We start from the raw sequence: 25,274 nt of genomic DNA on the forward strand, positions 1-25,274 counted from the left end.
GGCCGGGAAAAGAGAGATCAGCGAATGATGGCCAGGTTGCCTGCCACGCTTTCGATCACCGCGATGGTGCCCTGTTACAACGAGGAGGAGTGCATAGAGCAGGCATACCTGGAAATCAAGAAGGAGATATACCGGTACGAGGATTCCGAGATCCTCTTCATCGACGACGGCAGCACCGACCGCACTCTTGAGATCATCAAGCGAATCGCCGCGTCGGACCCGCGCGTCGCCTATCTCTCGTTCGCCCGGAACTTCGGCCTCGAATCCGCCTTCACCGCCGGATTCGCCTACGCGTCCAAGGAATGGACGGTCCAGCTCGACGCCGATCTCCAGTCGCCGCCGGCCGAACTCCACAAGCTGGCCCAGCGGGCCGTGGAGGGCGACTACGACGCGGTCTTCGCGGTCCGCAGGTCCCGCCAGGACCCCTGGTACCGGCGGCTCGGCACCCGGGGGCACCAGGCCATCGCCACCCGCATCCTCGGCATCGAACTGCCCGTCCACGCCTCGGTGTTCCGGGTGGTGCGCACCGCGGTGGCCCGCAAGGTCGCCGAGTGCGAGGTCAGCACCCCGTACTTCATCGCCACCCTGCCGCTGATCGGCGCCCGGTACACCACGGTGGAGACCGCGCACTCCGCGCGGAACGCGGGCCGGGGCAAGTGGTCGCTGGGCAAGCTGTTCCGGCACGCGACGGACCTGTTCGTCGGCTTCTCCTACCGGCCGCTCGCCCTCGTCTACTTCGCGGCGGCGGCGGCCGCGGCGGCCGCCGCGGCGCTCGCCCTCGGGCACGGCGGCGTGCCCCTCCTCGCCACGGCGTCGGTGATCCTGCACGCCGTCGGCATCGGCGCGCTGGCGCTGCTCGCCCGCTACCTGGTGCGCATCATGCGCGGCGGCGCCGGCCTGCCGCGCTACCAGATCCGCGAGGCCAGCTTCCCCGTACGGCCGCGCGACGACCTCTACGCGTACCAGAACGAGCCCACCGGCCGGGCGACGCCCGGACCGGTGCTGCAGACAGGGAATCTGCCATGACCAAGTCCCACATCCTCGTGCTCGGCGGGGGCGAGGACCAGCTGCCCGCCTACCACGAGGCCCGCCGCCTCGGCTACGGCGTGATCGGCGTCGACCAGCGCCCCGAGGCGCTCGGCGCCGCCGCCGCCGACCTGTTCCTGCGCATGACGACCCGGGCGCCGGAACGGATCGCCGCGATGGTGGGGCACCTCGACGTCGCGGCGGTCCTCTCGCCGGCCAGCGACGCGGCGCAGGAGTCGGTCGCCGAACTGAGCCGGCTCCTGAAGACCCCGCACCAGCCCGCCCCGGACGCCGTGCGGGCCTCCGTCGACAAGGGGTACTTCCACTCCGTCCTGGCGCGGCTCGGCCTGCCGGTGTACCGGCACGTCCAGTCCGACGACCCGGACGGGCTGCTGCGGGCCGCCGCCGCGCTGCCGATGCCCGTCATCGTCAAGCCGAGCGACTCCTCCGGCAGCAAGGGCGTCCAGGTCGTCGCCGACCCCGAGGCCCTGCCCGCGGCCCTCGACGAGGCGCGCCGCCACTCCTTCTCCGGACAGGTCATCGTCGAGGAGATGCTGCTGGGCCGGCACCTGTCCGCCGAGGCGTTCCTGCGGGGCGCCCGGCTCGGCACCGTCGCCGTCACCGAGCGCACCACCACCGGCGCCCCCCGGATGATCACCACCGGCCACACCGTGCCGGCCGAACTGGCGCCCGCCACCGAGATCCGGCTGCGCTCCCTGATCATGGACGTCTGCGGGGAGCTCGGGCACGTCGACGGCCCGGTCAACTTCGACTTCGTCGTCGACGACCACACCGACGAGATCCGCTTCATCGAGATGGGCGCCCGGCTCGGCGGCAACGGCATGCCGCTCCTGGTCCGGCACGCCTACGGCATCAACACCTACGAGGCGGCGCTGCGCCTCGCGCTGGGCCAGGACTTCGACCTGACCCCGCGTCACGACAAGAAGACCGCGCTGCGGATCCTCACCGGCGACACCGACGGCGTGCTGCGCGCCGTCGAGGGCGCCGACGCCGTCCGCGCCCTGCCGCAGACCGCCGAGCTCCAGATCTTCGCGAGCCCCGGCGACCGTGTGCACCGCTACACCCAGGCGGGCCACAAGCTCGGCTATCTGCTGCTGGTCGCCGACAGCCACGCCGAGCTCCGCGCGGCGCGCGCCCGGGCCGACGCCCTGCTCCGCTTCGACGTGGAACCCGACCCGCCCCGGGCCCCGCGCATCCCGCCCGTCAGCCCCGAACTCCTTACGGAGAAGACCCCGTGAACACCGTCCGGCGCAACGCGCCCTTCCTGATCCTCTTCGCGCTCGCCGGCGTCTTCGCGGGCGTCGTGTGGTTCGTCATGCCGCACGACCGCGAGGTCAAGAGCCTCGGCATCCTGCTGTTCAAGCTGGTGCCGTTCATCCTGGCCACCGAGGCCGTCGCCCAGCTCGACCCGGCCTGGGCCAGGCGGATCCACCTGCATCTGGCGATCCCGCTCTGCTTCCTCGTCTACTTCGTCTACTTCGTGCCGAAGATCTTCTTCGTCGCGGAGGTCCACCCCGAGCTGTACTACTACATCCTGACGCTGACGCCGTTCCTGGCGCTGAGCCTCGCGTTCTCGTTCCGCGTCGGCGGCGGCGCCGCCCATCTGGTGCGCCGGCTGTCCTACGCGATGATCCTGCTGATGCTCTCCGGCGTCGAGGACTTCGCCTACCTCACCGTCAACGACCACACCGACCCGCAGTGGCAGACCATCCCCGAGGTGTGGAACTGGGCCTCGCACATGACGGTCTTCCTCGGCCACGCCCCCAGCAAGTACGAGGCGTACGCCTTCATCGTCACCCACCTCGTGCTCGTCGTGTTCGTGCTGTTCGCCCCCACCCGCTGGTTCGCCCCGGTCGCCCGGATCTTCCGCCGCCCCGGCGCCCGGGTCCCCGAGGCCGGCTGACGGCCGCCGCGCCGGAGAAACCACGAGGAGACGACGATGTTCCTCCGAGAGGCCGCGTACGTGCCCGTCGCGTACGCCCGCCAGTACGGCACCCGGGGCGCGCTGCGCCGGCGTCAGCTGGCCCAGCTCAACCGGATGGTGGCGCACGCCCGCGCCCGGGTGCCGTACTACCGCGACGACCCGGCCTACCGCACCGGGCCGCTGCGCACCCTCGCCGAGGCGGCCCGGCTCCCCGTCCTGAACAAGGAGGTCCTGCGTGCCAGGCCCCTGGAGGACTTCCTCGCCGACGGGGCGCGGCCCGGCGCCCTGCCCACGTTCCGGACCAGCGGCTCCACCGGCCGCCGGGTGACCGTGGTGCACGACGACCGCAGCCACGACTACCACATGGCCGCGTGCGTGCGCCGGTTCCTGGCGACCCGCCGCTATCTGCCGACCGACCGGCTCTCGCACATCCGGCCCTTCGCGCCGCCGTCGCGCGGCTTCGAGAAGGCCAAGCTGTTCCGCCGCCATGTGCTGCTCACCGACCGGCCGATGGACGACATCAAGGCCGAGCTCCTCGCCGAGCGGCCGCAGGTGATCATCGGCTACCCGGTGCATCTGCGGGCCCTGCTGCGGGCGATGACCCCCGCCGAGCTGACCGTGCTGCGCCGCACCCTGCGGCTGGTCATGACCGAGTCGGAACTCCTCGTCGACGCCCACCGGGCCTTGTTCGAGCGGGAGTTCGGGGCGCCGGTGCGCGACGAGTACTCGGCGTTCGAGGTCCTCAACGTCTCCTACGAGTGCAGCCGCGGCCGGGCCCACCTCGCCGAGGACCGTCTGCTGGTGGAGATCCTCGACGAGGAGGGCCGGCCGCTGCCCGACGGCTCCGAGGGGCGGGTGGTGGTGACCGCGTTCATGGAGCGCGCGATGCCGCTGATCCGCTACGACCTCGGGGACGTCGGCCGGATCGAGACCCGGCCCTGCCCGTGCGGGCGGCGCTTCCGCACCCTGCGCCTGACCGTCGGCCGGGTCAACGACTCGGTGCTGCTGCCCACCGGGCGCCATCTCTACCCGGACACCTTCCTGCACCTGGCGGCGACCTTCCCCGGCATCGCCGAGTGCGGCGTCCACCAGGACCGCGCGGGCGCGGTGCGGCTCGACGTGGTCCCGGACGGGGCGATGGACGAGGACGCCTGGGCCGAGCTGTGCGCGGCGGTGACCCGGCGGCTGCACACCGCGGCCGAGTGCGCGTTCCCGCTCCGGGTCGTCCGGGCCGACCGCGTCGAGATCACCGCGGGCGGCAAGGGACGCTTCGTCACCTCCGAGGCGGTGGCACCCGGGCCGGTGCCGGCCGACACCCCGTGACCGCCGCCGCCCCGGCCCCGGCGCGGGACCGTGGGGCGGGCGGGCCCGCCTCGCGGCGGCCCACCGCCGGGCTGCTGGCCTCCCTGCTCGCCGGACGCGCCGCCTTCCGGCTCGCCCTGCTCGGGGCGAACACCGCGCTGCTCGCGAGCTGGGGGCAGGGCCCGTACGCACGGTACGCCGGGGCCATGGGCACCGCCCAGGTCCTCACCACCCTCACCTCCCTCGGCATCGAGAAGTCCGCCCTGAAGCTGGTGCCCCGGGCCCGCCGCACCGGCGGGCAGCTGATCACCGTCTTCCTGACCTCGGCCCTGGCCCTCACCGGCGCCGTCGTGCTCGGGCTGGGCTGCGCCGCGGCGTTCGTCCCGGCCGGCGACCACCGGCTGCCGGTGCTGCTGGCCGGCCTGTACGCCGCCCTGCTCGGCCTGAACACGGTCCTGGTCGGGCTCTGCCGGGCGCTGGGCCGCAACCGGGCCGACATCGCCAACTTCGCGGCCCTGTCGCTGATCGTCGTCGCCGGGACCGGCCTCACGGCCCTGCTCGGCTGGGGGCCGGCGGCCTTCATCGGCTGGATCCTCGGCGGAACGGCCCTGCTCGACCTGGCCCATCTGCCCGCGCTGTACCGGGCCGCAGCCCGGCCGGTGCGCCGCCGGGTCGCCGTGCCCGCGGTCACCACCTCGCTGCTGATGGCGTCCGGCGACGTGGCGGCCTCCGGCACGGTCAGCCTGCTCTTCACGCTGCTCGCCGCCTCCCGCCACCACGAGCAGAGCGGCCATCTGTATCTGATGGTGCTGGCCTCGTCGGTCCTGCTGAACGGTTTCGGCTATCTGCTGCGGCTCTTCCAGCCCCATGTGTCGCTGACCCTGCGCGCCGCGGCGGACGCCCGGCTCGACCGCCGGTTCCTCCGGCGGCTGCCGCGGGTCGCGGTGGCCGGAGCCCTGTGGACGGCGGCGGCGCTGGCGCTCACCCGGCACGCCGCGCAGGGCGGCCTGGTGTCGCCGCCGGTCGCCGTCCTGCTCCTGTACCTGCTGTGCGTGCCGCTGTTCTTCGCGGTCGGCAGCCTCAACTACCTGCTGGAGAACGCCACCACGCGCACCCTGCGGATCACCGCGGCCGGATCGGTGGCCGGGCTGCTGTGCGCGGTCCTGCTCGGCCTGGTGCTGGTGCCCGCGTACGGCGCGCTCGGCGCGGTCGCCGCGCTCGCGGCCGGGGAGATCGCCCACGTCCTGGCCGCCCGTCTCCTGCTGCGAACCGCCCCGGAACCGGCCGCCGCGCCCGCCCCGTGACCGCCGCCGCGCCCCGCGCGGACCCGACCCACCTGGAGCCCACCCGATGAACCATCCCCGGACCAGCCGCGGCCCCGCCGGAGACGGCCCGGCCGGCGGCCGCCCCGCCGACGGCGGCCCCGTCGGAGGAGACCCGGGCGGCGGCCGCCCGCCCTGGCGCGGCGTCGTCTACCCGCTGCTGATCTCCGCGCTCGCCCTGGGCGCGCTCTTCGCCGTGCTCGGCCTGGGCCTGGGCACCCCCGACGACCTCCCCGCGGGCGCCGCGGCGACGCCCCCGGCCGAGGCCGCCCAGGCCAGCGGGACGCTCCTGCGGGTGGTGGCCGCGCTGGCCGCGGTCGCCGCCGTCGCGGCGGCGGGCGGCGGGCTGGCCCGCCGGATCGGCCAGCCGCCGGTCGTCGGCGAGATCGCGGCCGGTCTGCTGCTGGGCCCGTCCTGCCTGGGCGCGTTCCTCCCGGCCTCGAAGGAGCTGTTCTTCCCGGACGCCGCCCAGCCGGTTCTGGGCCTGCTCGCCCAGGTCGGCCTCATCCTCTTCATGTTCTCCGTCGGCTCCGAGTTCGACGCCTCCCAGCTGCGCCGCAGCGGGCGCGTGGTGGGCGCGGTCAGCCAGGGCAGCATGATCATCCCGTTCGTGCTCGGGGTGCTGTCCTCCGGGCTGGTCTACCGGGAGTTCGCCGCCGGGCACGTGGGCTTCCTGCCGTTCGCGATCTTCCTGGGCACGGCGATGAGCATCACCGCGTTCCCGGTGCTGGCCCGGATCGTGCAGGAGTCCGGCCTGTCCCGCCACCCGCTGGGCACCATGGCGATGACCTGCGCCGCGGCCTGCGACGTCATCGCCTGGGGGGCGCTGGCGACCGCGATGGCCGTGGCCGGCGCGGGCAGCGTCTGGGGCGCCGGCGGCACGGTGCTGCTGGCCGCCGCGTTCGCCGCCGCGGTGCTGCTGCTGGGCCGCCCCCTGGTGCGGGCCGCCGAGCAGTGGTCGGACCGGGTCGGGCTGCCCGCCGCCGCCCGGCTCGTCGCCCTCCTGCTGCTGGTCTTCTCGCTGGCCCGGCTCACCGACCTGATCGGCGTGCACTCCATCTTCGGCGCGTTCCTCGCCGGGCTGCTGCTGCCGCACCGGGCGGGCAGCGCCCTGACCGCCGTGCAGGTCCGCGTCGACTCGCTCAACCGCCGGCTGCTGCTGCCGCTGTTCTTCCTGTCCGTCGGCATGACCGTCGACCTCACCCAGGTCAGCGGGCACCCCGGGCTGCTGTTGGCCGGAACGGTCGCGGTCGTCACCGCGGTCGCCGGCAAGCTCGCCGGAACCGCCGTCACCGCCCGCACCGCGGGCCTGTCCTGGCGTCACTCGCTCGGCCTCGGGGTGCTCCTCAACGCGCGCGGGGTCACCGAGATCGTGGTGCTCAGGGCCGGCCTCGACGCCGGGCTCATCAACCAGAACGCGTTCACCGTCCTGGTCGTCATGGCCGTCCTCACCACGGTGATGACCGGCCCCGCGCTCGGCCTGCTGAAGCTCACCGGCCGGACCGCGATCCCCGCTCCCCCGCACTCCGACCCCGTCCCCAGAGAGAAGGAACCCGTATGAACACCGCCAGCAGCACCGGCGCGGACACCGCCCCCGTCTCCCTCGTCACCGGCGGCGCGGGCTTCATCGGCTCCCATGTGGCGCGCGAACTCCTCGCCGCGGGCCACCGGGTGGTCGTCCTCGACGACCTCAGCGGCGGCGTGCGCGGCAACGTCCCCGCGGGCGCGGAGTTCCGCCACGGCAGCGTGTGCGACCCCGAGGTGGTGGACGCCGTGTTCGCCGCCCACCGCGTGGACTACGTCTTCCACCTGGCCGCGTACGCGGCCGAGGGCCTGAGCCACTTCATCAAGCGCTTCAACTACATGAACAACGTGGTCGGCAGCGTCAACCTCATCAACGCCGCCGTCAACGCGGGCTCGGTCAAGTGCTTCGTGTTCACCTCGTCCATCGCGGTCTACGGCGCGGGGCAGCTCCCGATGCGCGAGGAGCTGGTGCCGGCCCCCGAGGACCCGTACGGCATCGCCAAGTTCTCCGTCGAGCAGGAACTCCAGGTCACCCACCGGATGTTCGGCCTGCCCCACATCGTCTTCCGGCCGCACAACGTCTACGGCGAGTACCAGAACATCGGCGACCGCTACCGCAACGTCATCGGCATCTTCATGAACCAGGCGCTGCGCGGCGAGGAGTTCACGGTCTTCGGCGACGGGGAGCAGACCCGCGCGTTCAGCTACATCAAGGACGTGGCCCCGGCCATCGCCCGCTCGGTCCACGTCCCCGAGGCGTACAACGAGGTCTTCAACATCGGCGGCGACCGGGTCTACACGGTCAACCGCATCGCGGCGGCGGTCTGCGAGGCGATGGGGGTGGAGCTGCGCGTCAACCACCTCCCGGAGCGGGACGAGGTGCGCGACGCCTACGCCACCCATGAGAAGGCCCACAAGGTGTTCGGGGTCCCCGACGCCCCGGTGGAGCTGGAGGACGGCATCGGCCGCATGGCCCGCTGGGTGAAGGAGGTCGGCCCGCAGGAGCCGTCCGTCTTCTCCGGCATCGAGGTCGTCCGCAACCTCCCGCCGTCCTGGCGCGCCGCCCTGGAGGCCCGCCGCTCGATCTGAGCCGTACGGCCGGAAGGAGGCGGACACGGGGCGACGGCCGTGTCCGGTACGGGAGGGACCGTACCGGACACGGCCGTCGCCCTGGCTCCGCGCCTGCGGGACGGCCCTCAGGCCTCCGCCTCCGCCACTCCCGCCACCTTCACGATCTTGATCTTCCCGTTGCGCTCCGGCGCGATGAACGGCACCCGCTCGACCGTCACGTCGAACTCCGGCACCGCCTCCCGCACCGACTCCGCGATCCGGTCGACCACCGACGCGTCCGCGTCCGGCGACAGCACCACCGAGACGGTGACCTGGGCGGGCCGCCGCTGGACCAGCTGCATCCGGGCCACCTCCGGGAAGTCCTGCACCTTGAACGTGAGGAAGTCGGCGTAGAACTCCCGCCCGTCCGCGCCCCGGAAGCGGTCCTCGCTGCGCCCCTGCACCCGCAGCACCACCGGGGCCGCCCGCCCGCAGCCGCACTCGGCGGGGCCGATCGTCACCCGGTCCCCGAGCCGGTAGCGGATCAGCGGCATCGCCTCGCTGTGCAGCCGGGTCACCAGGATCTCGCCCTCCACCACCCGGCTCCCGTCGGCCAGGACCGTCGAACCGTCGTCCCGCTCCACCTCCACCACCACGTCCGCGCTCCGCAGATGCAGCGCGCCGCGTCGGCAGGTGCGGGCCACCGTGAACACCTCCACCGAGGCGTACACCTCGTGGCAGCGCGCCCCCAGACGCCCCAGCACCCGGGCCCGCGCGGTCGGCGTCAGCCGCTCGCCGCCGAACAGCACCCGGCGCACGCCGGTGTACCGCACCCCGCGCCGCTCCAGCTCGTCCACGATCGAGGCGATCACATGGGGGAAGCCCACCAGGAACGTCGGCCGGGCCGCCAGGAACGCCTCGACCTGCTCGTCCAGGGTGGCGCTGGTGTCGATGTGGAAGGAGCGCAGCACCCCGAACCGCTCCAGCGGGTGCCGCAGGAACGGCTTGACCCGGAAGTACGCCATCCGGTCCCACGGCCGCAGCCCGGACGCCAGCATGTCGTACAGGTACGAGGCGCGCAGATACCCCAGGTCGTGCTCGGAGTTGCGGACGGTGATGGGGATGCCGGACGAGCCGCTGGTGGTGCCCGGCTTGGTGTCGGCGGTGGTGAACCCGTCCGCGAGCAGCTCCTCGGCCGGGCAGGCGTGGAGGTCGGCGCGGTCCAGGACCGGCAGCGACGGCAGGTCCCGCGGGCCCCGGAACGCGGCCGCCGTCCCGGGGTCGATCAGCTCGCGGTAGCGCGGCACCCGCGCCTGCGCGTGCCGCACCAGCCGGACCAGCAGCCGCCGCTGTTCCTCGGCGATCCGCTCCGGGCCGGCCCGGTCGAGGCGCACGGTGCGCACCAGGTTGCGCAGCACCGGGCCCAGCTTCATCACGGGTGAGAGACCTGGGGTCATGACGTTCTCCGGACGATCGGCGCGCCGTGCTCGGGGCAGCGCCCCGGGCGGAACCGCTCCGCCCCCTCCGGGCGCGCGTGGACGAGGGTGGGGCGGCGCCTGCGCAGCAGGGTCAGCACGGTCGCGCCGCCGAGCAGACGGGCGTGCACCCGCCGGGTGTTGAGGTGCAGTTCCCCGCAGGAGGGGGGCACCGCCCCGAGACAGCCCAGCCACGGCTCGTACCAGAGCGAGCCGCCGGGCGGCGCGGACCCGGCCGCGTCGGCCAGACCGATCCGCGCCACCCGCACCTGGTCCGGGCGGCCCGGCGTCCCGGGGTCCCCGATCACCAGGGCGGGCCCCTCGGGGGCGGAGCCGGGCCGGGCGCCCGGTTCCGCGTACGGGTCGACGGGCGCGTCGGCGGCGAGCAGGACCCGCCAGGTGGAACCGTGGGCGCGCACCGGGTCGCGCAGCGCCCGCGCCACCTCGTACACGTCGAGGCCCCGGGTGCGGTGGCCGGCCAGCCGGAGCGCCTCGTACAGCTCGGCGGTGCGCTCGGCGGCCGGCCGGCCCGGCGCGCGGCGGGCGGGCGGCGCCTCGCCCAGCGGCATCAGCAGGTGCCGCCGTTCGTGCGCCTCCGCGCGGGTCAGCGGTGGCAGTGCGCCGGTGGCGGCGTACCGCTCCCGGTAGTGCGGGACCGTGCCGAGGGCGCGGCGCACGGTCCGGGAGTACGGGTGGAGCGGGGACGGGTGCTGGGATCCGCCGGTCATGTCAGCAGTGGGTGTTCTGGTCGTGGACGAGCAGCCACCGGCCGTCCGTGCGGGCGAAGACCAGGCTGAGCAGGTAGTCGAGCCGGTAGGGCCTGCCGTCCTGGTCGAGGTCGCGGTAGTCGACGCGGAGCACGGCGACCGCGGTGTCCCGGTGCACGCGGGTGCTGGTCAGTTCCGTCTCCATGGTCCAGTCGGGGTCCTGGAACCAGCCCCGGTGGAAGGCCCGGACCTCCTCGGCGCCGGTCACCGTCCTCCCGTTGGGCAGGATGTAGACCGCCTCGTCGTGGACGGTGTCCAGATACGCGTCCAGGTCTCGGGCGGCGATGGCGGCCAGGTGGCGGTCGAGGGCGGTGGTGAACTCCATGCGGGGTCCTGCTTTCTCGTTCTCGGCGGTGTGCCGGTCTCGGTGCCGGTCTCGGTGTCCCGCCGCGGGCCGGCGCCCGCGGGGGCGGGCCCGTGCGGCGGGGGTCGTGGGGCGGGGTCGTGCGGCCGGGTCGTGGGGCCGGGTGGTGGGGCCGGGTGGTGGGGCCGGGTGGTGGGGCGGGGTCGTGGGGTGTTCCGGGTGCCGGGAGGGCCCCGGCGGGGCGTTCGGCCCGCGGGGCTCAGAACGGGACGGCGACCGCGTGCCTCGGCACCGCGTCGGCCCCGAAGGACGCCTTGAGGTCGCGCATTCCGGGCCCCAGCTGTATCGCGGGCGTCCCGGTGCGGATCATCCGGTCGATCTCCCGCAGATACAGGTCCAGGTAGAGGTCGCGGGTGCCGTCCGAGCCGGTCACCGTGGTGGCCCAGCCGCCCGGCACGTCCAGCACCAGGTCGAACGAGAGCAGCCGGCCCGACGCGCGTTCCCGGTGGGTGAAGTAGGCGGCCCCGGCGTGGGAGTTGAGCCGCTCGAACCAGACGGGCAGCAGGGGCGCGGCCGTGCCGGGGCGGCGGGTGTGCTTCATCCGGGTCAGCTGGTCGAGGCGGCTGGCCCGGACCGGGTCGACGGCCGTCTCATGGGCCGCGGTCAGCCCGGGGTCGCCGCCGATCCGCTCGTGGAGGGCGGCCAGCCGGCGCCGCCGGGTGCGCGGCAGACCGGCGAAGTAGGCGTCCATCGAGTCCCACCGGTTGTGCAGCACCGAACAGGGGGCGGTCGACCGGCGCACCGTGAACAGGCCCCGGATCTCGTCGAGTTCGTCCCGTTCCACGTCCAGGTGCAGCACGCCCAGGCAGCCCGCGCCCAGGCGTCGGCGCAGCGCCCGTCCGAAGGCGCGCAGCGCGGCGGCCCGGGCGGCGGGGTCCAGCCCCGCCGCGTAGGTCCGGCCCCGGCTGAAGCTGTTCGGCAGATGCGTCTGGAACCAGCCGGGGAGCCGGGGCCGGCCCGGCGCGGCGAACCGGCGGGCCGGGGACAGCAGCCCGAGGTGCCCGCAGAACGCGCCCACCGGTTCGCCGCGGTCGCGGACCAGGCCCGCGCGCAGCGGCCGGCGGCTGCCCCACGCGGCCGCCTCCAGCAACGGCTCCTCCCACAGGGCGCAGCCGTTCACGGACCGGACGAAGTCGTCCCAGCCGTCGGGGGCGGGTTCCTCGCCGGGGGTGAAGATCTCAGCCCGCATGCGGCACGGCCTCCTGGAGCACGGGGTCGGGGCGGTCGGACGGCCGCTCCAGCAGCGGGCGGCGGCCGTGGTCGCGGTACGCGGCCAGCGCGTCGGCGAGCACGGCGGGGCCCAGGGCGTCGGCGAGGGTGTCGAGCCGCGGGCCGTGGGCCGTGCCGAACAGCGCCCCGTAGATCTCCCGGAAGTCCTCCCGGGTGCGGGCGCGGGCGGCCCGGGGCGCGCCGGGTCCGTCGTGGGCGCGCAGCCCGTCGAGGAGCGCGTCGAGGGCCGTGCCCGGGGCGGGCGAGCCCGGGGCCGCGGGGGCCGCGCGCCGGGGGTGCGCCGGGCCCGTGCGGGAGTCGGCGGGGGCGCCCCAGTAGCGGTGGCGGCCGTGGGTGTTCAGCCAGTTCCGCGCGTGCCGCACCCGTTCGGCCAGCGGTTCGCCCGCCGCCCGCGGGTGCAGGCGTTCCAGCCGGCGCAGCGCCGGGGCGGCCCGGCCGCCGTGCGCGTAGAGCGCGCCGACCACCGTCCGCATCCGGGGCAGCGCGGCGCGGGCCGCCGGGTCCTCGTCGCCGAGCAGGTCCCAGAGCGCGCGCTCCCGCTCCCGGTGCGGCACCGCGCGCACGAACCGGTCGAAGGCGTCGTACGCGCCGAAGAACGCGCCGGGACCGAGGCCGAGCCGGAAGTCGGACAGGCAGTTGCCCCGGGCGTAGAGCCAGAGCACCAGCACCGGCGGGTACACCGCCAGCAGGTCCCGGACGTACGGGCCGCCGCCGCGCGAGCCGGACACCTTGCCGCCGCCGCGCTCGCCGCGCACCAGCCCGTAGGGCACGATGACCGGCTGCGGGCGGCGCAGATAGCGGTCGTACACCGGCCGGGTGCGGTCCATGGTGCTGCCCGCGCTGCAGTGGTCCTGGCCCGCGGGCTCGCAGTCGATGTCCTCGTGGGCGACCCGCAGGGCCCAGTCCAGCGCCCACGACGGTTTGACGACGGCCGGGTCGCGCGCGGTGAGCCCGGCGCCGCAGGACAGGCAGCGGTAGCGGGCGGCCGCCGCGTCCAGCTCGTGGATCTCGGTGTCGTTGCGGCCGCACTGGAGGCAGTACACGGCGAACAGGTCGCGCCCGTCGTCCCTGCCGAGCAGGCGCGCCAGCCGTCCGGCGTCGCGCTGGAACCGCCGCTGGCGCTCCTGGTACTCGCCCGAGCGGTAGCGCTCGTACTGGTAGTGGGTCTGCCAGGGGGAGTCCGGCGGGGTGCGGCCGTCCTCGTCGGCCTCGTCCGGCAGGATGCCCACGGCCCGCAGCTCCGCGAGGTACGCCCGGCAGATCCGGGTGGCCCGCTCCCGGTGCACGGCCAGCGGCCGTCCGCCGTGCCCGGCGAGTTCCGGGTCGCGGGCGGCCTGGCTCGCCCGCACCGGGTCGTAGTCGTCGAAGCTCAGCAGGATCGCGGAGCGGCGGCCCATCCCCGCGAGCGCCCGGTGGACCAGATGCGCGCAGACCGTGTCCCGGAAGTTCCCGATGTGGAAGTAGCCGGTCGGGGACATGCTGGTCTGGATCAGGATGCGGTGGTGCGGGGGGTGCCGGTCGGCGAGCCGCCGGGCGTAGTCGAGCGCCCAGTGCGCGGCGGCCCGGTCCTGTGCGTGCAGGCCGCCGCCGGGCGTGCCCGCCGCGGCCCCCGCCCGCGCCCGCGCGCGTCGTGTCATTGGCATGACGGCAGTACAGCGCGGGGCCCGATGAAGGCCCTATACGCGGCCGTGCCCGGCCCGGAAGCCGTATCCGGCCCGGCGGTCGCGCATGGCTCGGCGGTCGCGTCACGACACAGCCGCGTACGGCGGGGCGGTCGCGTACGGCCCGGCGGTCGTAGACGGCCCGGCGGTCGTAGACGGCCCGGCGGTCGCGTCACGGCACAGCCGCGTACGGCGGGACAGCCGCGTACGGCGGGACAGCCGCGTACGGCGGGGCAGTCGCACACGGCGGGGCAGCCGCGTACGGCCGGGGCGGTCGCGTACGGCGCGGCAGGTCCCCGGGCCGGGACGGCGAACCGCTCCCCCGGCGGGCCAGTTCCGCCCCACGTCCGTCGCGGCCGGCCGGGGCCGCCCCACGTCCATCCCGGCGGGCCAGTTCCGCCCCACGTCCGTCCCGGCCGGCCGGGGCCGCCCCGCGTCCGTCGCGGCGGGCCGGGCCGTCGGTCAGGCCAGCCAGCCGTTCTCGCCGGCGATCCGCAGCGCGTCGACCCGGTTGCGCGCGCCGAGCTTGTTCACGATGGTCGTGAGGTAGTTGCGCACCGTCCCCACCGACAGGTTCGTGGCCGTCGCGATCTGCGCGGCCTCCGCGCCCCCGGCGACCCGGCCCAGCACCTCGATCTCCCTCGGGGTGAGCGGGTTGTCCCCGATCTCCCAGGCGGCCATGGCCAGTTCGGGGTCGATGATGCGCCGCCCGGCCCCCACCTTGCGGACCGCGTCGACCAGTTCGTCGGGCGAGGAGTCCTTCGGCAGGAACCCGCCGACCTGCGCCTCCAGGGCCCGCCACAGCCTGCCCGGCTGCGGCATGCCGGTGAGGATCAACGTGCGGCACTCCGGCGCCTGCTCCCGGAGTCTGGCCGCGGCGGCGATCCCGTCCATGCCCGGCATCCCGATGTCCAGGAGCGCGGTGTCGGCGCCCGTGCGGATCACCGCCGGGACCACCTCGTCGCCGCTGCCCACCTGGGCCACCACCTCCAGGTCCGGCTCCAGATCCAGCAGCGCGGCCAGCGCCACCCGTATCACGTGCATGTCCTCGGCCAGCACGATCCGCTGCATGCGTCCCCCTGTCTCCCCCTCGGCACGGCGGCCGTTCGCCGTTCTGTGTACCAGGGAACGCGGCGGGCCCGCCCGACGCGTATAGCCCGGTGATAGCGGCCTCGGCGAGGCTTCCCGGCAGCAGGAGCAGCCGACGACGACAGAGCGGGGTCCGCCGTGCCACAGCCGCCGATCACCTCACCCGCGCCCGCCCCTTCGGCGGGTCCCGGCCGCGCGCCGCGCGACCGCGCCGCCGCCGGCTCTCCGGACCCCGGCGGCCCGCCCACCGGTCTGTCCGCCGACGAGCGGCGCCGGATCGTGGTGGGGGAACGGGTGCGCTTCGCCCGCGATCTGCACGACCTGGTCGGACCTCGGCTGTCGGCGGTCATCCTCCAGTGCGAGCTGGCGGACCGGCTCCTCGACGGCCGGCCGGACACCGCTCACGACCAACTCGCCCAGGCGCTGCGGGGGATGCGCCGGATCCTCGACGAGGTGCGCACGGTCGCGCACGGCTACCACTGCCTGTCCCTGGACACGGAGATCGAGTCGGCCCGCGGACTCCTGGAGTCCGCGGGCGTCCGCACCGAGACCGCGCTGCCGCGCGCCGCGCTCCCCGCGCCGCTCCAGACGGTCCTGGCCACGGTGGTGCGCGAGGCCACCGCCAATGTGCTCCGGCACAGCGACGCCCGTACCTGCGCGCTGCTGGTCGAGACGGGCCCGGAGTCCGTCCGGCTGACCGTCGCCAACGACGGCGTCCCCGCCGCCGACGCGACCAGCCCCGCCACGGACGCGAACGGGCCCGCCGCGGACACGAACGGCCGCGCCGCCGACGCGAACGGCGCCGCCGCGGACGCGAACAGCCCCGCCACCGACGCGGCCGGCCCCGCCATCGGTCCGGCCGGGCCCGCCGCCCCCGGCATCGGCCTGCGCAGCCTCGCCGAGCGGGTCGCCGCCGCCGGGGGCCGCCTCGTCCACGGCGCCGGCCGCCCCGGGCAGCACGTCCTGGAGGTCCGCTTCCCCCTGAGGCCCGCGCCCGCGCCCGGTCCCCCGGGTCCCGTGCCCCGTACGTGACCGAGCCCACCTCCCGCCGCGTCCGAACTCCCGCGACAATGAACCCGTGATCAGTTCGCCGCCACGGAGCACCCACCGACGCGCCGAGCACGCGGCGACGCCGTACGTCGACCTGTCGCGCGCCGAGTGGAGCGCCCTGCGCGACCGGACGCCGCTGCCGCTGAGCGCCGAGGAGGTGGAGCGGCTGCGCGGGCTCGGGGACGTCATCGACCTCGACGAGGTCCGGGACGTCTATCTGCCGCTCTCCCGGCTGCTCAACCTGTATGTCCAGGCCACCTCCGGGCTGCGCGGCGCGCTGAACACCTTCCTCGGGGACGCGGGCAACGGGCACGGCGAGCAGCGCGGCACCCCGTTCGTCATAGGGGTCGCGGGCAGTGTCGCGGTCGGCAAGTCCACCACCGCCCGCCTCCTCCAGGCGCTGCTGGCCCGCTGGCCCGAGCACCCCCGGGTGGAACTCGTCACCACGGACGGCTTCCTGCTGCCGATGAAGGAGCTGAAGGCGCGCGGGCTGATGTCGCGCAAGGGGTTCCCCGAGTCGTACGACCGCCGGGCGCTGACCCGGTTCGTGGCGGACATCAAGGCGGGCAAGGACGAGGTGACGGCCCCCGTCTACTCGCACCTGATCTACGACATCGTGCCCGGCGAGCGGCTCACCGTGCGCCGCCCCGACATCCTGATCGTCGAGGGGCTGAACGTGCTCCAGCCCGCGCTGCCCGGCAAGGACGGCCGGACCAGGATCGGGCTCGCGGACTACTTCGACTTCAGCGTGTACGTGGACGCGCGCCCCGAGGACATCGAGAGCTGGTACCTCGACCGGTTCCGCAAGCTGCGCGCGACGGCGTTCCAGGACCCGTCCTCGTACTTCCGCAGGTACACCCAGGTCTCCGAGGAGGAGGCCATGGAGTACGCCGCCACGATGTGGCGGACCGTCAACCGGCCCAACCTGGTGGAGAACGTCGCGCCCACCCGGAGCCGTGCCACCCTGGTGCTGCGCAAGGGACCGGACCACAAGGTCCGGCGGCTGTCCCTGCGCAAACTCTGACCGGCCGTCGCCCGGCTCCTGTTCGGCGTCCGCCCGTGCCGCCCCGCGCCCCGTCTTCTCTCCCCCGGCCCCGTCCCCCGCTCGCCGTCCGCCCCATCGAGGAGCCCTTCGCGTGCTGCATCTGCGCCTGATCGTCCCGGCCGACCGTACGGACGAGGTGGTGAGCCTGGTGGAGGGCACCGCCGGCACCGCCCATCTCGTGGTGCTGCCCGGGGTGGCCCGCGACCCGGTGGGCGACGTGGTGATGTGCGACGTGGCGCGCGAGGCGGGCGACGACCTGATCGCCGCGCTGCGCGGGCTCGGGATCGACGAGCAGGGGTCGATCAGCATGGAGAACCTCGACCTCACCCTCTCCGCGCGCGCCGAGCGGGCGGAGGAGGAGGCGCCGGGCGAGGGCGCGGACGCGGTGCTGTGGGAGGAGCTGACGGAGGCGACCAGCGAGGAGTCCACGTTCAGCGTCACCTATGTGGCGTTCCTCGCCGTCGCGTCGATGCTCGCGGCCTGCGGTGTGATGCTCGACAACGCGATCCTGATCGTGGGCGCGATGGCGGTCGGCCCGGAGTTCGGGCCGCTGGCCGGGATCTCCACGGCCCTCGTGCAGCGCGCTCCCCGTCTCGCGCTGCGCTCGCTGTGGGCGCTGATCGGCGGGTTCGCCGCGGCGATGGTGCTGACCGCCGGGTTCGCCTGGCTGATGGACGCCTTCGGGCTGTTCGACCGGTCGATGATCGAGGCCGGTCGGCCGAACACGGCGTTCATCTGGAAGCCGGACGCGCTGTCGTTCGTGGTGGCGTTCCTGGCCGGGGTCGCCGGGACGCTCTCGCTCACCTCGGCGAAGTCCGGGGCGCTGATCGGGGTCGCCATCTCCGTGACGACCGTGCCGGCCGGGGCCAACGCGGCGGTGGCGTTCAGCTACGGCGACTACGGCCAGATGTGGGGGTCGGCCGCCCAACTGCTGGCGAACCTGGGCGGGATCGTGGTCGCGGGGGTGCTGACCCTGCTGCTCCAGAAGGCGCTGTGGGCGGCCCACCGCCGCCGGACGGGCCGTGGCGCGGCCCGTCCGTCCGGCAGCCGGCGCTGAGCCCCCGCGACCGGGCGGGCACGGCTCGCTCGCGCGCACCCGCCCGGTCGCGGACCGGGGATCAGCCCAGCGCCGACTTCACCACGTCGGCCAGGCGCCCGGCGACCGACCGCGCCTGCTCGATGTCGGCGGCCTCGACCATGACCCGCACCAGCGGCTCCGTGCCCGACTGGCGCAGCAGCACGCGTCCGGTGGAGCCCAGCTCGCGCTCGGCCTCGGCGACGGCGGCGGCGACCTCCGGGGAGGTGCTCACCCGGGACTTGTCGACGTCCGGGACGTTGATCAGCAGCTGCGGCAGTCGCCGCATCACGCCCGCCAGGTCGGCCAGGGTGCGGCCGGTCGCCGCGACCCGGGCCGCCAGCAACAGGCCGGTCAGCGTGCCGTCGCCGGTGGTGGCGTGGTCAAGGACGATGACATGGCCGGACTGCTCGCCGCCCAGGGCATACCCCTCGGCCTTCATCGACTCCAGCACATAGCGGTCGCCGACGGCGGTCTGGACGAGCCGGATGCCCTCCCGCTCCATGGCCGTCTTGAAGCCGAGGTTGGACATGACCGTGCCGACCACGGTGTCCTTGGTCAGCTTCCCGGCCTCGCGCAGGGCGAGCGCGAGCACGGCCAGGATCTGGTCGCCGTCGACCTCCTCGCCCGAGCCGTCCACCGCGAGGCAGCGGTCGGCGTCGCCGTCGTGCGCGATGCCGAGGTCGGCGCCGTGCTCGACGACGGCGGCCTTCAGCAGCTCCAGATGGGTGGAGCCGCAGCCGTCGTTGATGTTCAGGCCGTCCGGGTCGGCGCCGATCGTGACGACCTCGGCCCCGGCCCGGGTGAACGCCTCGGGCGAGACCCGGGAGGCCGCGCCGTGCGCCTCGTCGAGGACGACCTTCAGCCCGTCGAGCCGGTTCGGCAGGACGCCGACCAGGTGGTCCACGTACCGGTCGAGGCCCTCGGCGTAGTCGGTGACCCGGCCCACCCCGGCGCCCGTCGGGCGGGTCCACGGCTCACCGGTGCGGTGCTGCTCGTAGACCGCCTCGATCCGGTCCTCCAGCTCGTCCGCGAGCTTGTGCCCGCCGCGCGCGAAGAACTTGACGCCGTTGTCCGGCATGGCGTTGTGGCTGGCGGACAGCATCACCCCGAGGTCGGCGCCCAGCGCCCCGGTCAGGTGCGCCACGGCGGGGGTGGGCAGCACTCCGACCCGCAGCACGTCCACGCCCGCGCTGGCGAGCCCGGCGACGACGGCGGCCTCCAGGAACTCCCCGGACGCCCGTGGGTCGCGCCCCACCACGGCGGTCGGCCGATGCCCCTCGAAGGTGCCCGCCTCGGCGAGCACATGCGCCGCAGCGACCGACAGACCGAGCGCGAGCTCGGCCGTCAGATCCGCGTTGGCGACACCGCGCACACCGTCCGTGCCGAAGAGTCGTCCCACTGGTGTCCTCCGAAGATGCTTCGAAACCGCACAACAAACCAAGACAAACCAAAGCAAAGCAATACAGCCGCCCCCCGCGCACCGCGCGGTGCGGCGGACGCCGGGCACCCCACGGAGGCCGACGTCCGAAGCACCGCGCCGGAAGGCGTGCGGACTCCCGGGGCCGCCGGGGCCCCATAGCCGCACGATCAAGCGTATGAACGTCTTATGCCGTTATACGCCCAGGGGTGCCGATAGACGAACGCCCCGGTCGGCACGAGGTGTGCTGACCGGGGCGGACGTACAGAGCTGCTGCGCAGCAGGCGGATTAGCGCTTGCTGTACTGCGGCGCCTTGCGGGCCTTCTTGAGACCGGCCTTCTTGCGCTCGACCGCACGGTCGTCGCGGGAGAGGAAACCGGCCTTCTTCAGGGTCGGACGGTTGTTGTCCACGTCCGCCTCGTTCAGCGCACGGGCCACGCCGAGGCGCAGGGCGCCGGCCTGACCCGAGATGCCGCCGCCCGAGATGCGGGCGATGACGTCGTAGCGGTCGTCGAGCTCGAGCACCTTGAAGGGCTCGTTGACTTCCTGCTGGTGCACCTTGTTGGGGAAGTAGTCCTCAAGGGTGCGCCCGTTGATCTTCCACTTGCCGGTGCCCGGAACAATCCGGACGCGGGCGATGGCGTTCTTCCGACGGCCGAGGCCGGCGGCGGGCTGCGGGTCGCCGAAGCGGGAGGCCAGCGACTCGCTGGTGTACTCGCCCTCGACGGGAACCTCGGACTCGAAGGTGGTCACCTCGGCGAAAACCTCTTCGCCCTCGACCGGGTTCTCAACAGTGGTCTCGGCCACGATTCTCCTCAGATCTTTCTCTTGGTCTTAGGGGGAGGCCGGAACTACTGCGCGACCTGGGTGATCTCGAACGGGACCGGCTGCTGAGCAGCGTGCGGGTGCTGGTCGCCCGCGTAGACCTTGAGCTTCGAGAGCACCTGACGGCCCAGGCTGTTCTTGGGGATCATGCCCTTGATGGCCTTCTCGACGGCCTTCTCGGGGTTCTTCGCGAGGAGCTCGTCGTAACGGACCGAGCGGAGACCACCCGGGAACCCGGAGTGGCGGTAGGCCATCTTCTGGGTCTTCTTGTTGCCGGACAGGTGAACCTTGTCCGCGTTGATGATGATGACGAAGTCGCCCATGTCCATGTGGGGGGCGTAGGTCGCCTTGTGCTTGCCGCGGAGGAGGTTCGCGGCCGTGGAGGCCAGACGTCCCAGGACGACGTCCTGCGCGTCGATGATGTGCCACTGGCGCGTCACATCGCCGGGCTTGGGGCTGTACGTACGCACGGTCGTAGCCTTCGCTTCTTCAGTGAGTGGGTCCTGACAAGGCCACCACGGCCGATCACACCAGCCCTGGCGGAACACGGGGACGCAAACCGAGTGCCTGCCGCTGGTCATCGGCCCGGTGGACCGGCGTAAGGGCCCCTCGCGTGAGAACGACCAAGCCAATACGCATAACAAACCAGGAGCCTACCGCCGACCCCCCGTGCGAGTCAAAATCCCCCGCACGGGCCCCCGACCGGCCAGGATCGCGCGGGCGCGGCCGGCCCGCCCGGCGGGGCCGGCCGGAGGTCCGCGGCGACGGCCCGCGCCCCCGGCCCCCGTCGGACCCCCGCCGGCCCCTCACCGCGCCCGGCGAAAGAGGCGCGGGCCGGGCGCTCAGCGCGCCCGCTCGACCCTCCGCTCGTCCCAGACCGGCTCCTTCGACTCCCGCACGACGCCGTCCGAGCCGAACACCAGATACCGGTCGAAGGACTTCGCGAACCACCGGTCGTGGGTGACGGCCAGCACCGTCCCCTCGTACGCCTCCAGGCCGTCCTGGAGGGCCTGGGCCGACTCCAGGTCCAGGTTGTCCGTCGGCTCGTCCAGCAGCAGCGCGGTCGTCCCGGCCAGCTCCAGCAGCAGGATCTGGAACCGGGCCTGCTGCCCGCCGGACAGCTTCTCGAACGGCTGGTCGCCCTGCCGCTCCAGCTCGTAGCGGCGCAGCACCGACATCGCCCCGCCCCGGTCCCTGGCGTGTTCCTTCCACAGGATCTCGACGAGGGTGTGCCCCAGCAGCTCCGGATGGGCGTGGGTCTGCGCGAAGTGCCCCGGCACCACCCGGGCCCCGAGCTTCCAGGCGCCCGTGTGCGCGACCGGCTCGCCCGCGAGCAGCCGCAGGAAGTGCGACTTCCCGGAGCCGTTCGAGCCGAGGACCGCGACCCGCTCGCCGTAGAACACCTCCAGGTCGAACGGCTTCATCAGCCCGGTCAGCTCCAGGCCCTCGCAGGTCACCGCCCGCACCCCGGTCCGTCCGCCGCGCAGCCGCATCCTGATGTCCTGCTCGCGCGGCGGCTCCGGCGGCGGGCCCGCCTCCTCGAACTTCTTGAACCGGGTCTGCATGGCCCGGTAGCGGGACGCCATGTCGGGGCTGTTCGCCGCCTGCTGCCGCAGCCGCAGGACCAGCGCCTTCAGCCGCGCGTGCTCCTCCTCCCAGCGCCGCATCAGCTCCTCGAACCGGGCGAACCGGTCCCTGCGGGCCTGGTGGTACGTGTCGAAGCCGCCGCCGTGCACCCAGACGTCGCTGCCCGCCGGGCTCGGCTCCACGCTGACGATCTTCTCGGCGGCGCGGGAGAGCAGCTCCCGGTCGTGGGAGACGAAGAGGACCGTCTTGCGGGTCTCCTTCAGCCGCTCCTCCAGCCACCGCTTGCCGGGGACGTCGAGGTAGTTGTCCGGCTCGTCGAGCAGCAGCACCTCGTCCGGCCCGCGCAGCAGCGCCTCCAGCACCAGCCGCTTCTGCTCGCCGCCGGACAGCGTGCGGACCTCGCGCCACCGCGCCTTCTCGTACGGGACGCCGAGCGCGGCCGTGGTGCAGATGTCCCACATGGTCTCGGCCTCGTAGCCGCGGGCCTCGGCCCAGTCGCTCAGCGCCTGCGCGTACGCCATCTGCGCGGCCTCGTCGTCGGCCTCCAGGATCCGCTCCTCGGCCCGGTCCACGGCCAGGGCGGCCTCCCTGATCCGGGGCTGGGCCACGGACACCAGCAGGTCCCGGACCGTGCGCTCGTCCCGCACCGAGCCCACGAACTGCGGCATCACGCCGAGCCCGCCGCTCACCGAGACGGAACCGCCGTGCGGCCGGAGCTCCCCCGCGAGCAGCCTCAGCAGGGTCGTCTTCCCGGCGCCGTTGGCCCCCACCAGGGCGACCACGGCCCCGTCCGCCACCCGGAACGAAGCGTCGCCGAGCAGCACCCGCCCGTCCGGTAGGTAGTACTCCAGATGGCCCGCTTCGAGATGTCCCATGCGCGCCATTGTCACGGCACGCGCGCATCGGCCCAAACGGATTATCTTCCGGCCCCGCCGCGCCCGGACGCACCGCATTAGGATGCGCCGCATGAGCTATGGGCAAGGGGGGCCCTCGTGGGGGCCCGGGGGCACGCCGACTCCGGACTGGGCGGCGCTCGCCGAGGCGTCCTCGGCGCGCAACCGCCGCAAGAAGTGGCTGCTGATCGGCGGCGGGGCGCTCGCCACCGCCGCGGTGGGCGCGATCGTGGCCACCGCCGTCATCGCGAGCGGCAAGGGCGACGCCGACGCCCCCGGCCGGAACGCGAGCCGCCTCCCGGCGCCGGACGAGCTGCCCGACGAGACCACCGGGCCCGAGCCGTCCTTCTCCTCGGTGGCGCCGCCGCCCCCGCCGGACCCGAAGGACTACATATCCGACGCCAGGAAGGACAAGGCGCCGATCACCGTCGAGGCGTTCTTCCCCGGCAGAAAGCTGACGATGGGCGACCGCGTCTACGTCAAGGGCGCCACCCACCGCACGGAGAACTGCGCCGCCCCCACCAAGAGCGGACTGGGCCAGGTCCTCGCCGCCAACGGCTGCGAGCAGCTCATCCGGGCCACGTACGGCAAGGACGGCGTCGCCGTCACCGTCGGCATCGCCGTCTTCCCCACCGAGGCCCGCGCCCGGCGCGCGGCGCAGCAGTCCACGGGCGGCGTCGCCGCGCTCACCGGCTCCGGTGTGCCGGCCTTCTGCTCCACCGGGACGGTCTGCCGCCGCACCGCCAACTCCTACGGCCGCTATGCCTACTTCTCCCTCACCGGGTTCACCGACGGCAGGAACGTCACCACCGACGACAAGGACGCCTACGCCGCGGGCAACGACCTGACGAACTTCACGTTCCGTCAGATCCACCACCGCGGCGAGCTCCAGGCGTCCGCCGCGGCCACCGCCCAGACCGGCTGACCCGGCCGGCCGTCCCGGACCGGCCGACGGCGCGGGCGGGCCCCGGACCGACGCGCGCGCATCGGTCCGGGGCCCGGCGCCTCAGCAGCAGCCCGCGTCGCCCCGCTCCCCCGCGCCGTCGCCGCCGTCCGCCCCGGGGAGCGTGCGCATCCGGCGGGTCTCCTCGGCCCGGGCGGCCAGCAGCGCGTCGCCGGGGTAGGCGACCTCCTCCAGCGTCAGGCCGTGCGGGCGCACCACGTGCACCCCCGGGTTCCGCACCCGGGCCGCCAGCACCCGGGCGGGCCACTCGGGAGAGCGCCGCCCGTCGCCGACGAACAGCGCCGCGCCGATCAGCGCCCGCACCATGTTGTGGCAGAACGCGTCGGCCTGCACCGTCGCCGTGAGGATGCCGGAGTCCTCGTCCCGTACCCAGCTCAGCTTCTGCAGCGTGCGGATGGTGGTGGCGCCGTCCCGCTTCTTGCAGTACGCCGCGAAGTCGTGCTCGCCGGTCATCCGCGCCGCCGCCTCGTTCATCGCGTCGACGTCCAACGGCCGGTCGTGCCACAGGACATGACCCCGCAGCAGCGGATCCACCCCGCCGGGGCGGTCGCAGACCCGGTACGCGTAACGCCGCCACAGCGCCGAGAACCGGGCGTTGAACCCGGCCGGCGCCTCGCCGATGCGCCAGATCCGCACATCGGCCGCCAGCCGCCCGGCCATCCGCCGCAGCAGCTTCTCCCCGTGCTCGGCCCACACCTCGTCCGGCAGGTCGACATGGGCGACCTGGCCCCGCGCGTGCACCCCGGCGTCGGTGCGCCCGGCCACGGTCAGGTCGTACGTCCGCGCCGACCGGGTCACGGTCCGCAGCGCGTCCTCGATCTCCCCCTGCACGGTCCGCCGGGCGGTCTGCTTCGCCCAGCCGGAGAACTCCGTGCCGTCGTACGCCAGGTCCAGCCGCAGCCGCACGGACCCGGGCTCCACCTGGTCACCCATCGTCATTCACCCCACAGATCTTCTTCCCGCACCGTCCCGCGGCCCCGCCTACGGAACGGGCCCGCACCGCCCCGAAGGGTGATGCGGGCCCGTCCAGCGGTCCGGTGACGCTCAGGCGTCCTTGGACTCGGCGTCGGCGTCGGCCGGCTTGGCGTCCTCGACGGCCTCGGTCGCGGCGGCGTCCTTCTTGAGGGCGTCCTCCTTGACCGCGCGCTTCGTGGCGGCCTCGGCCTCACCGGTGGCCTGCTGGGCCACGGTCAGCGCCTCGACCAGCTCGATCACGGCCATCGGGGCGTTGTCGCCACGACGGTTGCCGATCTTGGTGATGCGGGTGTAACCACCGGGGCGGTTCTCGTACCGCGGGGCGATCTCGGTGAAGAGCGTGTGGACGACGCCCTTGTCCGTGATCGACTGCAGCACCAGGCGACGGTTGTGGATGTCGCCCTTCTTCGCCTTGGTGATGAAGCGCTCGGCGACCGGGCGCAGGCGGCGGGCCTTGGCCTCGGTCGTGGTGATGCGGCCGTGCTCGAACAGCGACTTCGCGAGGTTGTTCAGAAGCAGCTTCTCGTGCGCGGCGCTGCCGCCCAGACGGGCACCCTTGGCGGGCTTCGGCATGGTTCTTCTCCTTGTGTGCTGCACCGGCCGTGTCAGGTACCGGTGTCAGTTCCCGCGCGGCGGACGCCACGCGGAAGATCTCGCTACGGACGGGGACGGGTCCCCTCCGGC

23 protein-coding genes are annotated in these 25,274 nt (G+C 74.1%); 11 read left to right on the forward strand and 12 right to left on the reverse strand.

All coding sequences use genetic code 11. The features are described 5' to 3' along the window. Positions 1 to 27: 27 nt before the first annotated feature. Genes WA762_RS08400 through WA762_RS08430 form a run of 7 tightly spaced genes read left to right on the forward strand, consistent with a single transcriptional unit; the run spans position 28 to position 8,208 of the window. Entirely contained in the window at positions 28 to 1,026 is a 999-nt protein-coding gene (locus tag WA762_RS08400; RefSeq protein ID WP_335934638.1) for a glycosyltransferase family 2 protein, read from the forward strand. Continuing rightward, positions 1,023 to 2,285: an ATP-grasp domain-containing protein gene (locus WA762_RS08405; protein ID WP_335934356.1), complete on the forward strand. Its 1,263-nt coding sequence runs from the start codon at positions 1,023 to 1,025 to the stop codon at positions 2,283 to 2,285. Before WA762_RS08400 ends, WA762_RS08405 begins: the two co-directional genes overlap by 4 nt. Then, a complete protein-coding gene (locus tag WA762_RS08410; protein WP_335934358.1) occupies positions 2,282 to 2,950 on the forward strand; it encodes a hypothetical protein in 669 nt (222 codons plus the stop codon). The genes WA762_RS08405 and WA762_RS08410 overlap by 4 nt, the downstream gene beginning before the upstream one ends. Before the next feature lie 36 nt (positions 2,951 to 2,986). Further along, entirely contained in the window at positions 2,987 to 4,294 is a 1,308-nt protein-coding gene (locus WA762_RS08415; RefSeq protein ID WP_335934360.1) for a phenylacetate--CoA ligase family protein, read from the forward strand. Further along, positions 4,291 to 5,577, forward strand: coding sequence for an oligosaccharide flippase family protein (locus tag WA762_RS08420; RefSeq protein WP_335934362.1), 1,287 nt, complete (start codon positions 4,291 to 4,293; stop codon positions 5,575 to 5,577). Before WA762_RS08415 ends, WA762_RS08420 begins: the two co-directional genes overlap by 4 nt. Before the next feature lie 46 nt (positions 5,578 to 5,623). After that, positions 5,624 to 7,156 carry a cation:proton antiporter gene (locus WA762_RS08425; protein WP_335934363.1) on the forward strand — a complete coding sequence of 511 codons (1,533 nt, stop codon included), beginning with the start codon at positions 5,624 to 5,626 and terminating at the stop codon, positions 7,154 to 7,156. After that, positions 7,153 to 8,208, forward strand: a complete 1,056-nt coding sequence (locus WA762_RS08430) for an NAD-dependent epimerase/dehydratase family protein (RefSeq protein WP_335934365.1) — start codon at positions 7,153 to 7,155, stop codon at positions 8,206 to 8,208. The genes WA762_RS08425 and WA762_RS08430 overlap by 4 nt, the downstream gene beginning before the upstream one ends. A 107-nt stretch (positions 8,209 to 8,315) precedes the next feature. Here the strand turns inward: WA762_RS08430 and WA762_RS08435 are convergent, their stop codons facing one another. The 6 genes from WA762_RS08435 to WA762_RS08460 all read right to left on the reverse strand — a co-directional run bounded on the left by WA762_RS08435 (position 8,316) and on the right by WA762_RS08460 (position 14,737). After that, the gene (locus WA762_RS08435) at positions 8,316 to 9,626 is read right to left on the reverse strand and encodes a phenylacetate--CoA ligase family protein (RefSeq protein WP_335934366.1); all 1,311 of its coding nucleotides are present in this window, start codon (positions 9,624 to 9,626) and stop codon (positions 8,316 to 8,318) included. Beyond that, positions 9,623 to 10,372: a hypothetical protein gene (locus WA762_RS08440; RefSeq protein ID WP_335934367.1), complete on the reverse strand. Its 750-nt coding sequence runs from the start codon at positions 10,370 to 10,372 to the stop codon at positions 9,623 to 9,625. The genes WA762_RS08435 and WA762_RS08440 overlap by 4 nt, the downstream gene beginning before the upstream one ends. A 1-nt stretch (position 10,373) precedes the next feature. Then, a complete protein-coding gene (locus WA762_RS08445; protein WP_335934368.1) occupies positions 10,374 to 10,736 on the reverse strand; it encodes a YybH family protein in 363 nt (120 codons plus the stop codon). A 238-nt stretch (positions 10,737 to 10,974) separates the two neighbouring features. Then, a complete protein-coding gene (locus tag WA762_RS08450) occupies positions 10,975 to 11,964 on the reverse strand; it encodes a hypothetical protein (RefSeq protein WP_335934369.1) in 990 nt (329 codons plus the stop codon). Continuing rightward, positions 11,954 to 13,648 (reverse strand): nucleotidyl transferase family protein, encoded by a 1,695-nt coding sequence (locus WA762_RS08455; protein WP_335934371.1) that lies wholly within the window; start codon positions 13,646 to 13,648, stop codon positions 11,954 to 11,956. Before WA762_RS08455 ends, WA762_RS08450 begins: the two co-directional genes overlap by 11 nt. Positions 13,649 to 14,128: 480 nt before the next feature. Continuing rightward, positions 14,129 to 14,737: a response regulator transcription factor gene (locus tag WA762_RS08460; protein WP_335934373.1), complete on the reverse strand. Its 609-nt coding sequence runs from the start codon at positions 14,735 to 14,737 to the stop codon at positions 14,129 to 14,131. A 156-nt stretch (positions 14,738 to 14,893) separates the two neighbouring features. On the opposite strand from WA762_RS08460, the gene WA762_RS08465 reads away from it, so the two are divergent. The 3 genes from WA762_RS08465 (at position 14,894) to WA762_RS08475 (ending at position 17,907) form a co-directional block, all read left to right on the forward strand. After that, on the forward strand, positions 14,894 to 15,787 hold the full coding sequence (locus WA762_RS08465; RefSeq protein ID WP_335934375.1) for a sensor histidine kinase: 894 nt from the start codon (positions 14,894 to 14,896) through the stop codon (positions 15,785 to 15,787). A 46-nt stretch (positions 15,788 to 15,833) separates the two neighbouring features. Beyond that, positions 15,834 to 16,829, forward strand: a complete 996-nt coding sequence (gene coaA / locus WA762_RS08470) for a type I pantothenate kinase (protein ID WP_335934377.1) — start codon at positions 15,834 to 15,836, stop codon at positions 16,827 to 16,829. Between the two features lie 112 nt (positions 16,830 to 16,941). Beyond that, positions 16,942 to 17,907, forward strand: a complete 966-nt coding sequence (locus tag WA762_RS08475; protein WP_335934380.1) for a DUF389 domain-containing protein — start codon at positions 16,942 to 16,944, stop codon at positions 17,905 to 17,907. 61 nt (positions 17,908 to 17,968) lie between these two features. Here WA762_RS08475 and glmM read toward each other — a convergent pair whose 3' ends face one another. From glmM to WA762_RS08495, 4 genes are all read right to left on the reverse strand, one after another. After that, positions 17,969 to 19,327, reverse strand: a complete 1,359-nt coding sequence (gene glmM, locus WA762_RS08480; RefSeq protein ID WP_335934382.1) for a phosphoglucosamine mutase — start codon at positions 19,325 to 19,327, stop codon at positions 17,969 to 17,971. A gap of 307 nt (positions 19,328 to 19,634) precedes the next feature. Beyond that, positions 19,635 to 20,153, reverse strand: coding sequence for a 30S ribosomal protein S9 (gene rpsI / locus WA762_RS08485; RefSeq protein ID WP_335934384.1), 519 nt, complete (start codon positions 20,151 to 20,153; stop codon positions 19,635 to 19,637). Positions 20,154 to 20,197: 44 nt separating this feature from the next. After that, positions 20,198 to 20,641 carry a 50S ribosomal protein L13 gene (gene rplM, locus WA762_RS08490; RefSeq protein WP_335934386.1) on the reverse strand — a complete coding sequence of 148 codons (444 nt, stop codon included), beginning with the start codon at positions 20,639 to 20,641 and terminating at the stop codon, positions 20,198 to 20,200. A 372-nt stretch (positions 20,642 to 21,013) separates the two neighbouring features. Beyond that, the gene (locus WA762_RS08495; RefSeq protein ID WP_335934388.1) at positions 21,014 to 22,633 is read right to left on the reverse strand and encodes an ABC-F family ATP-binding cassette domain-containing protein; all 1,620 of its coding nucleotides are present in this window, start codon (positions 22,631 to 22,633) and stop codon (positions 21,014 to 21,016) included. A gap of 91 nt (positions 22,634 to 22,724) precedes the next feature. Here WA762_RS08495 and WA762_RS08500 point away from each other — a divergent pair, with 91 nt between their 5' ends. Next, positions 22,725 to 23,576 (forward strand): hypothetical protein, encoded by an 852-nt coding sequence (locus WA762_RS08500; protein WP_335934390.1) that lies wholly within the window; start codon positions 22,725 to 22,727, stop codon positions 23,574 to 23,576. A gap of 81 nt (positions 23,577 to 23,657) precedes the next feature. Here the strand turns inward: WA762_RS08500 and truA are convergent, their stop codons facing one another. Continuing rightward, entirely contained in the window at positions 23,658 to 24,548 is an 891-nt protein-coding gene (truA, locus tag WA762_RS08505) for a tRNA pseudouridine(38-40) synthase TruA (RefSeq protein WP_335934640.1), read from the reverse strand. Positions 24,549 to 24,659: 111 nt separating this feature from the next. Further along, on the reverse strand, positions 24,660 to 25,163 hold the full coding sequence (rplQ, locus tag WA762_RS08510; protein WP_335934393.1) for a 50S ribosomal protein L17: 504 nt from the start codon (positions 25,161 to 25,163) through the stop codon (positions 24,660 to 24,662). Between the last annotated feature and the right edge of the window lie 111 nt (positions 25,164 to 25,274).

The sequence above is a fragment of the Streptomyces tyrfis genome (assembly GCF_037034285.1).
In the GTDB taxonomy this organism is placed as follows: Bacteria; Actinomycetota; Actinomycetes; order Streptomycetales; family Streptomycetaceae; genus Streptomyces.

Excerpts from the sequence above, each read along its gene's own strand:
- WA762_RS08400 (WP_335934638.1), top strand. The coding sequence starts at position 28 with ATGGCCAGGTTGCCTGCCACGCTTTCGATCACCGCGATGGTGCCCTGT.
- WA762_RS08405 (WP_335934356.1), top strand. The coding sequence starts at position 1,023 with ATGACCAAGTCCCACATCCTCGTGCTCGGCGGGGGCGAGGACCAGCTG.
- WA762_RS08415 (WP_335934360.1), top strand. The coding sequence starts at position 2,987 with ATGTTCCTCCGAGAGGCCGCGTACGTGCCCGTCGCGTACGCCCGCCAG.
- WA762_RS08425 (WP_335934363.1), top strand. The coding sequence starts at position 5,624 with ATGAACCATCCCCGGACCAGCCGCGGCCCCGCCGGAGACGGCCCGGCC.
- WA762_RS08430 (WP_335934365.1), top strand. The coding sequence starts at position 7,153 with ATGAACACCGCCAGCAGCACCGGCGCGGACACCGCCCCCGTCTCCCTC.
- WA762_RS08435 (WP_335934366.1), bottom strand. The coding sequence starts at position 9,626 with ATGACCCCAGGTCTCTCACCCGTGATGAAGCTGGGCCCGGTGCTGCGC.
- WA762_RS08440 (WP_335934367.1), bottom strand. The coding sequence starts at position 10,372 with ATGACCGGCGGATCCCAGCACCCGTCCCCGCTCCACCCGTACTCCCGG.
- WA762_RS08445 (WP_335934368.1), bottom strand. The coding sequence starts at position 10,736 with ATGGAGTTCACCACCGCCCTCGACCGCCACCTGGCCGCCATCGCCGCC.
- WA762_RS08450 (WP_335934369.1), bottom strand. The coding sequence starts at position 11,964 with ATGCGGGCTGAGATCTTCACCCCCGGCGAGGAACCCGCCCCCGACGGC.
- WA762_RS08455 (WP_335934371.1), bottom strand. The coding sequence starts at position 13,648 with ATGCCAATGACACGACGCGCGCGGGCGCGGGCGGGGGCCGCGGCGGGC.
- WA762_RS08460 (WP_335934373.1), bottom strand. The coding sequence starts at position 14,737 with ATGCAGCGGATCGTGCTGGCCGAGGACATGCACGTGATACGGGTGGCG.
- WA762_RS08495 (WP_335934388.1), bottom strand. The coding sequence starts at position 22,633 with ATGGGACATCTCGAAGCGGGCCATCTGGAGTACTACCTACCGGACGGG.
- WA762_RS08500 (WP_335934390.1), top strand. The coding sequence starts at position 22,725 with ATGAGCTATGGGCAAGGGGGGCCCTCGTGGGGGCCCGGGGGCACGCCG.
- truA (WP_335934640.1), bottom strand. The coding sequence starts at position 24,548 with ATGGGTGACCAGGTGGAGCCCGGGTCCGTGCGGCTGCGGCTGGACCTG.
- rplQ (WP_335934393.1), bottom strand. The coding sequence starts at position 25,163 with ATGCCGAAGCCCGCCAAGGGTGCCCGTCTGGGCGGCAGCGCCGCGCAC.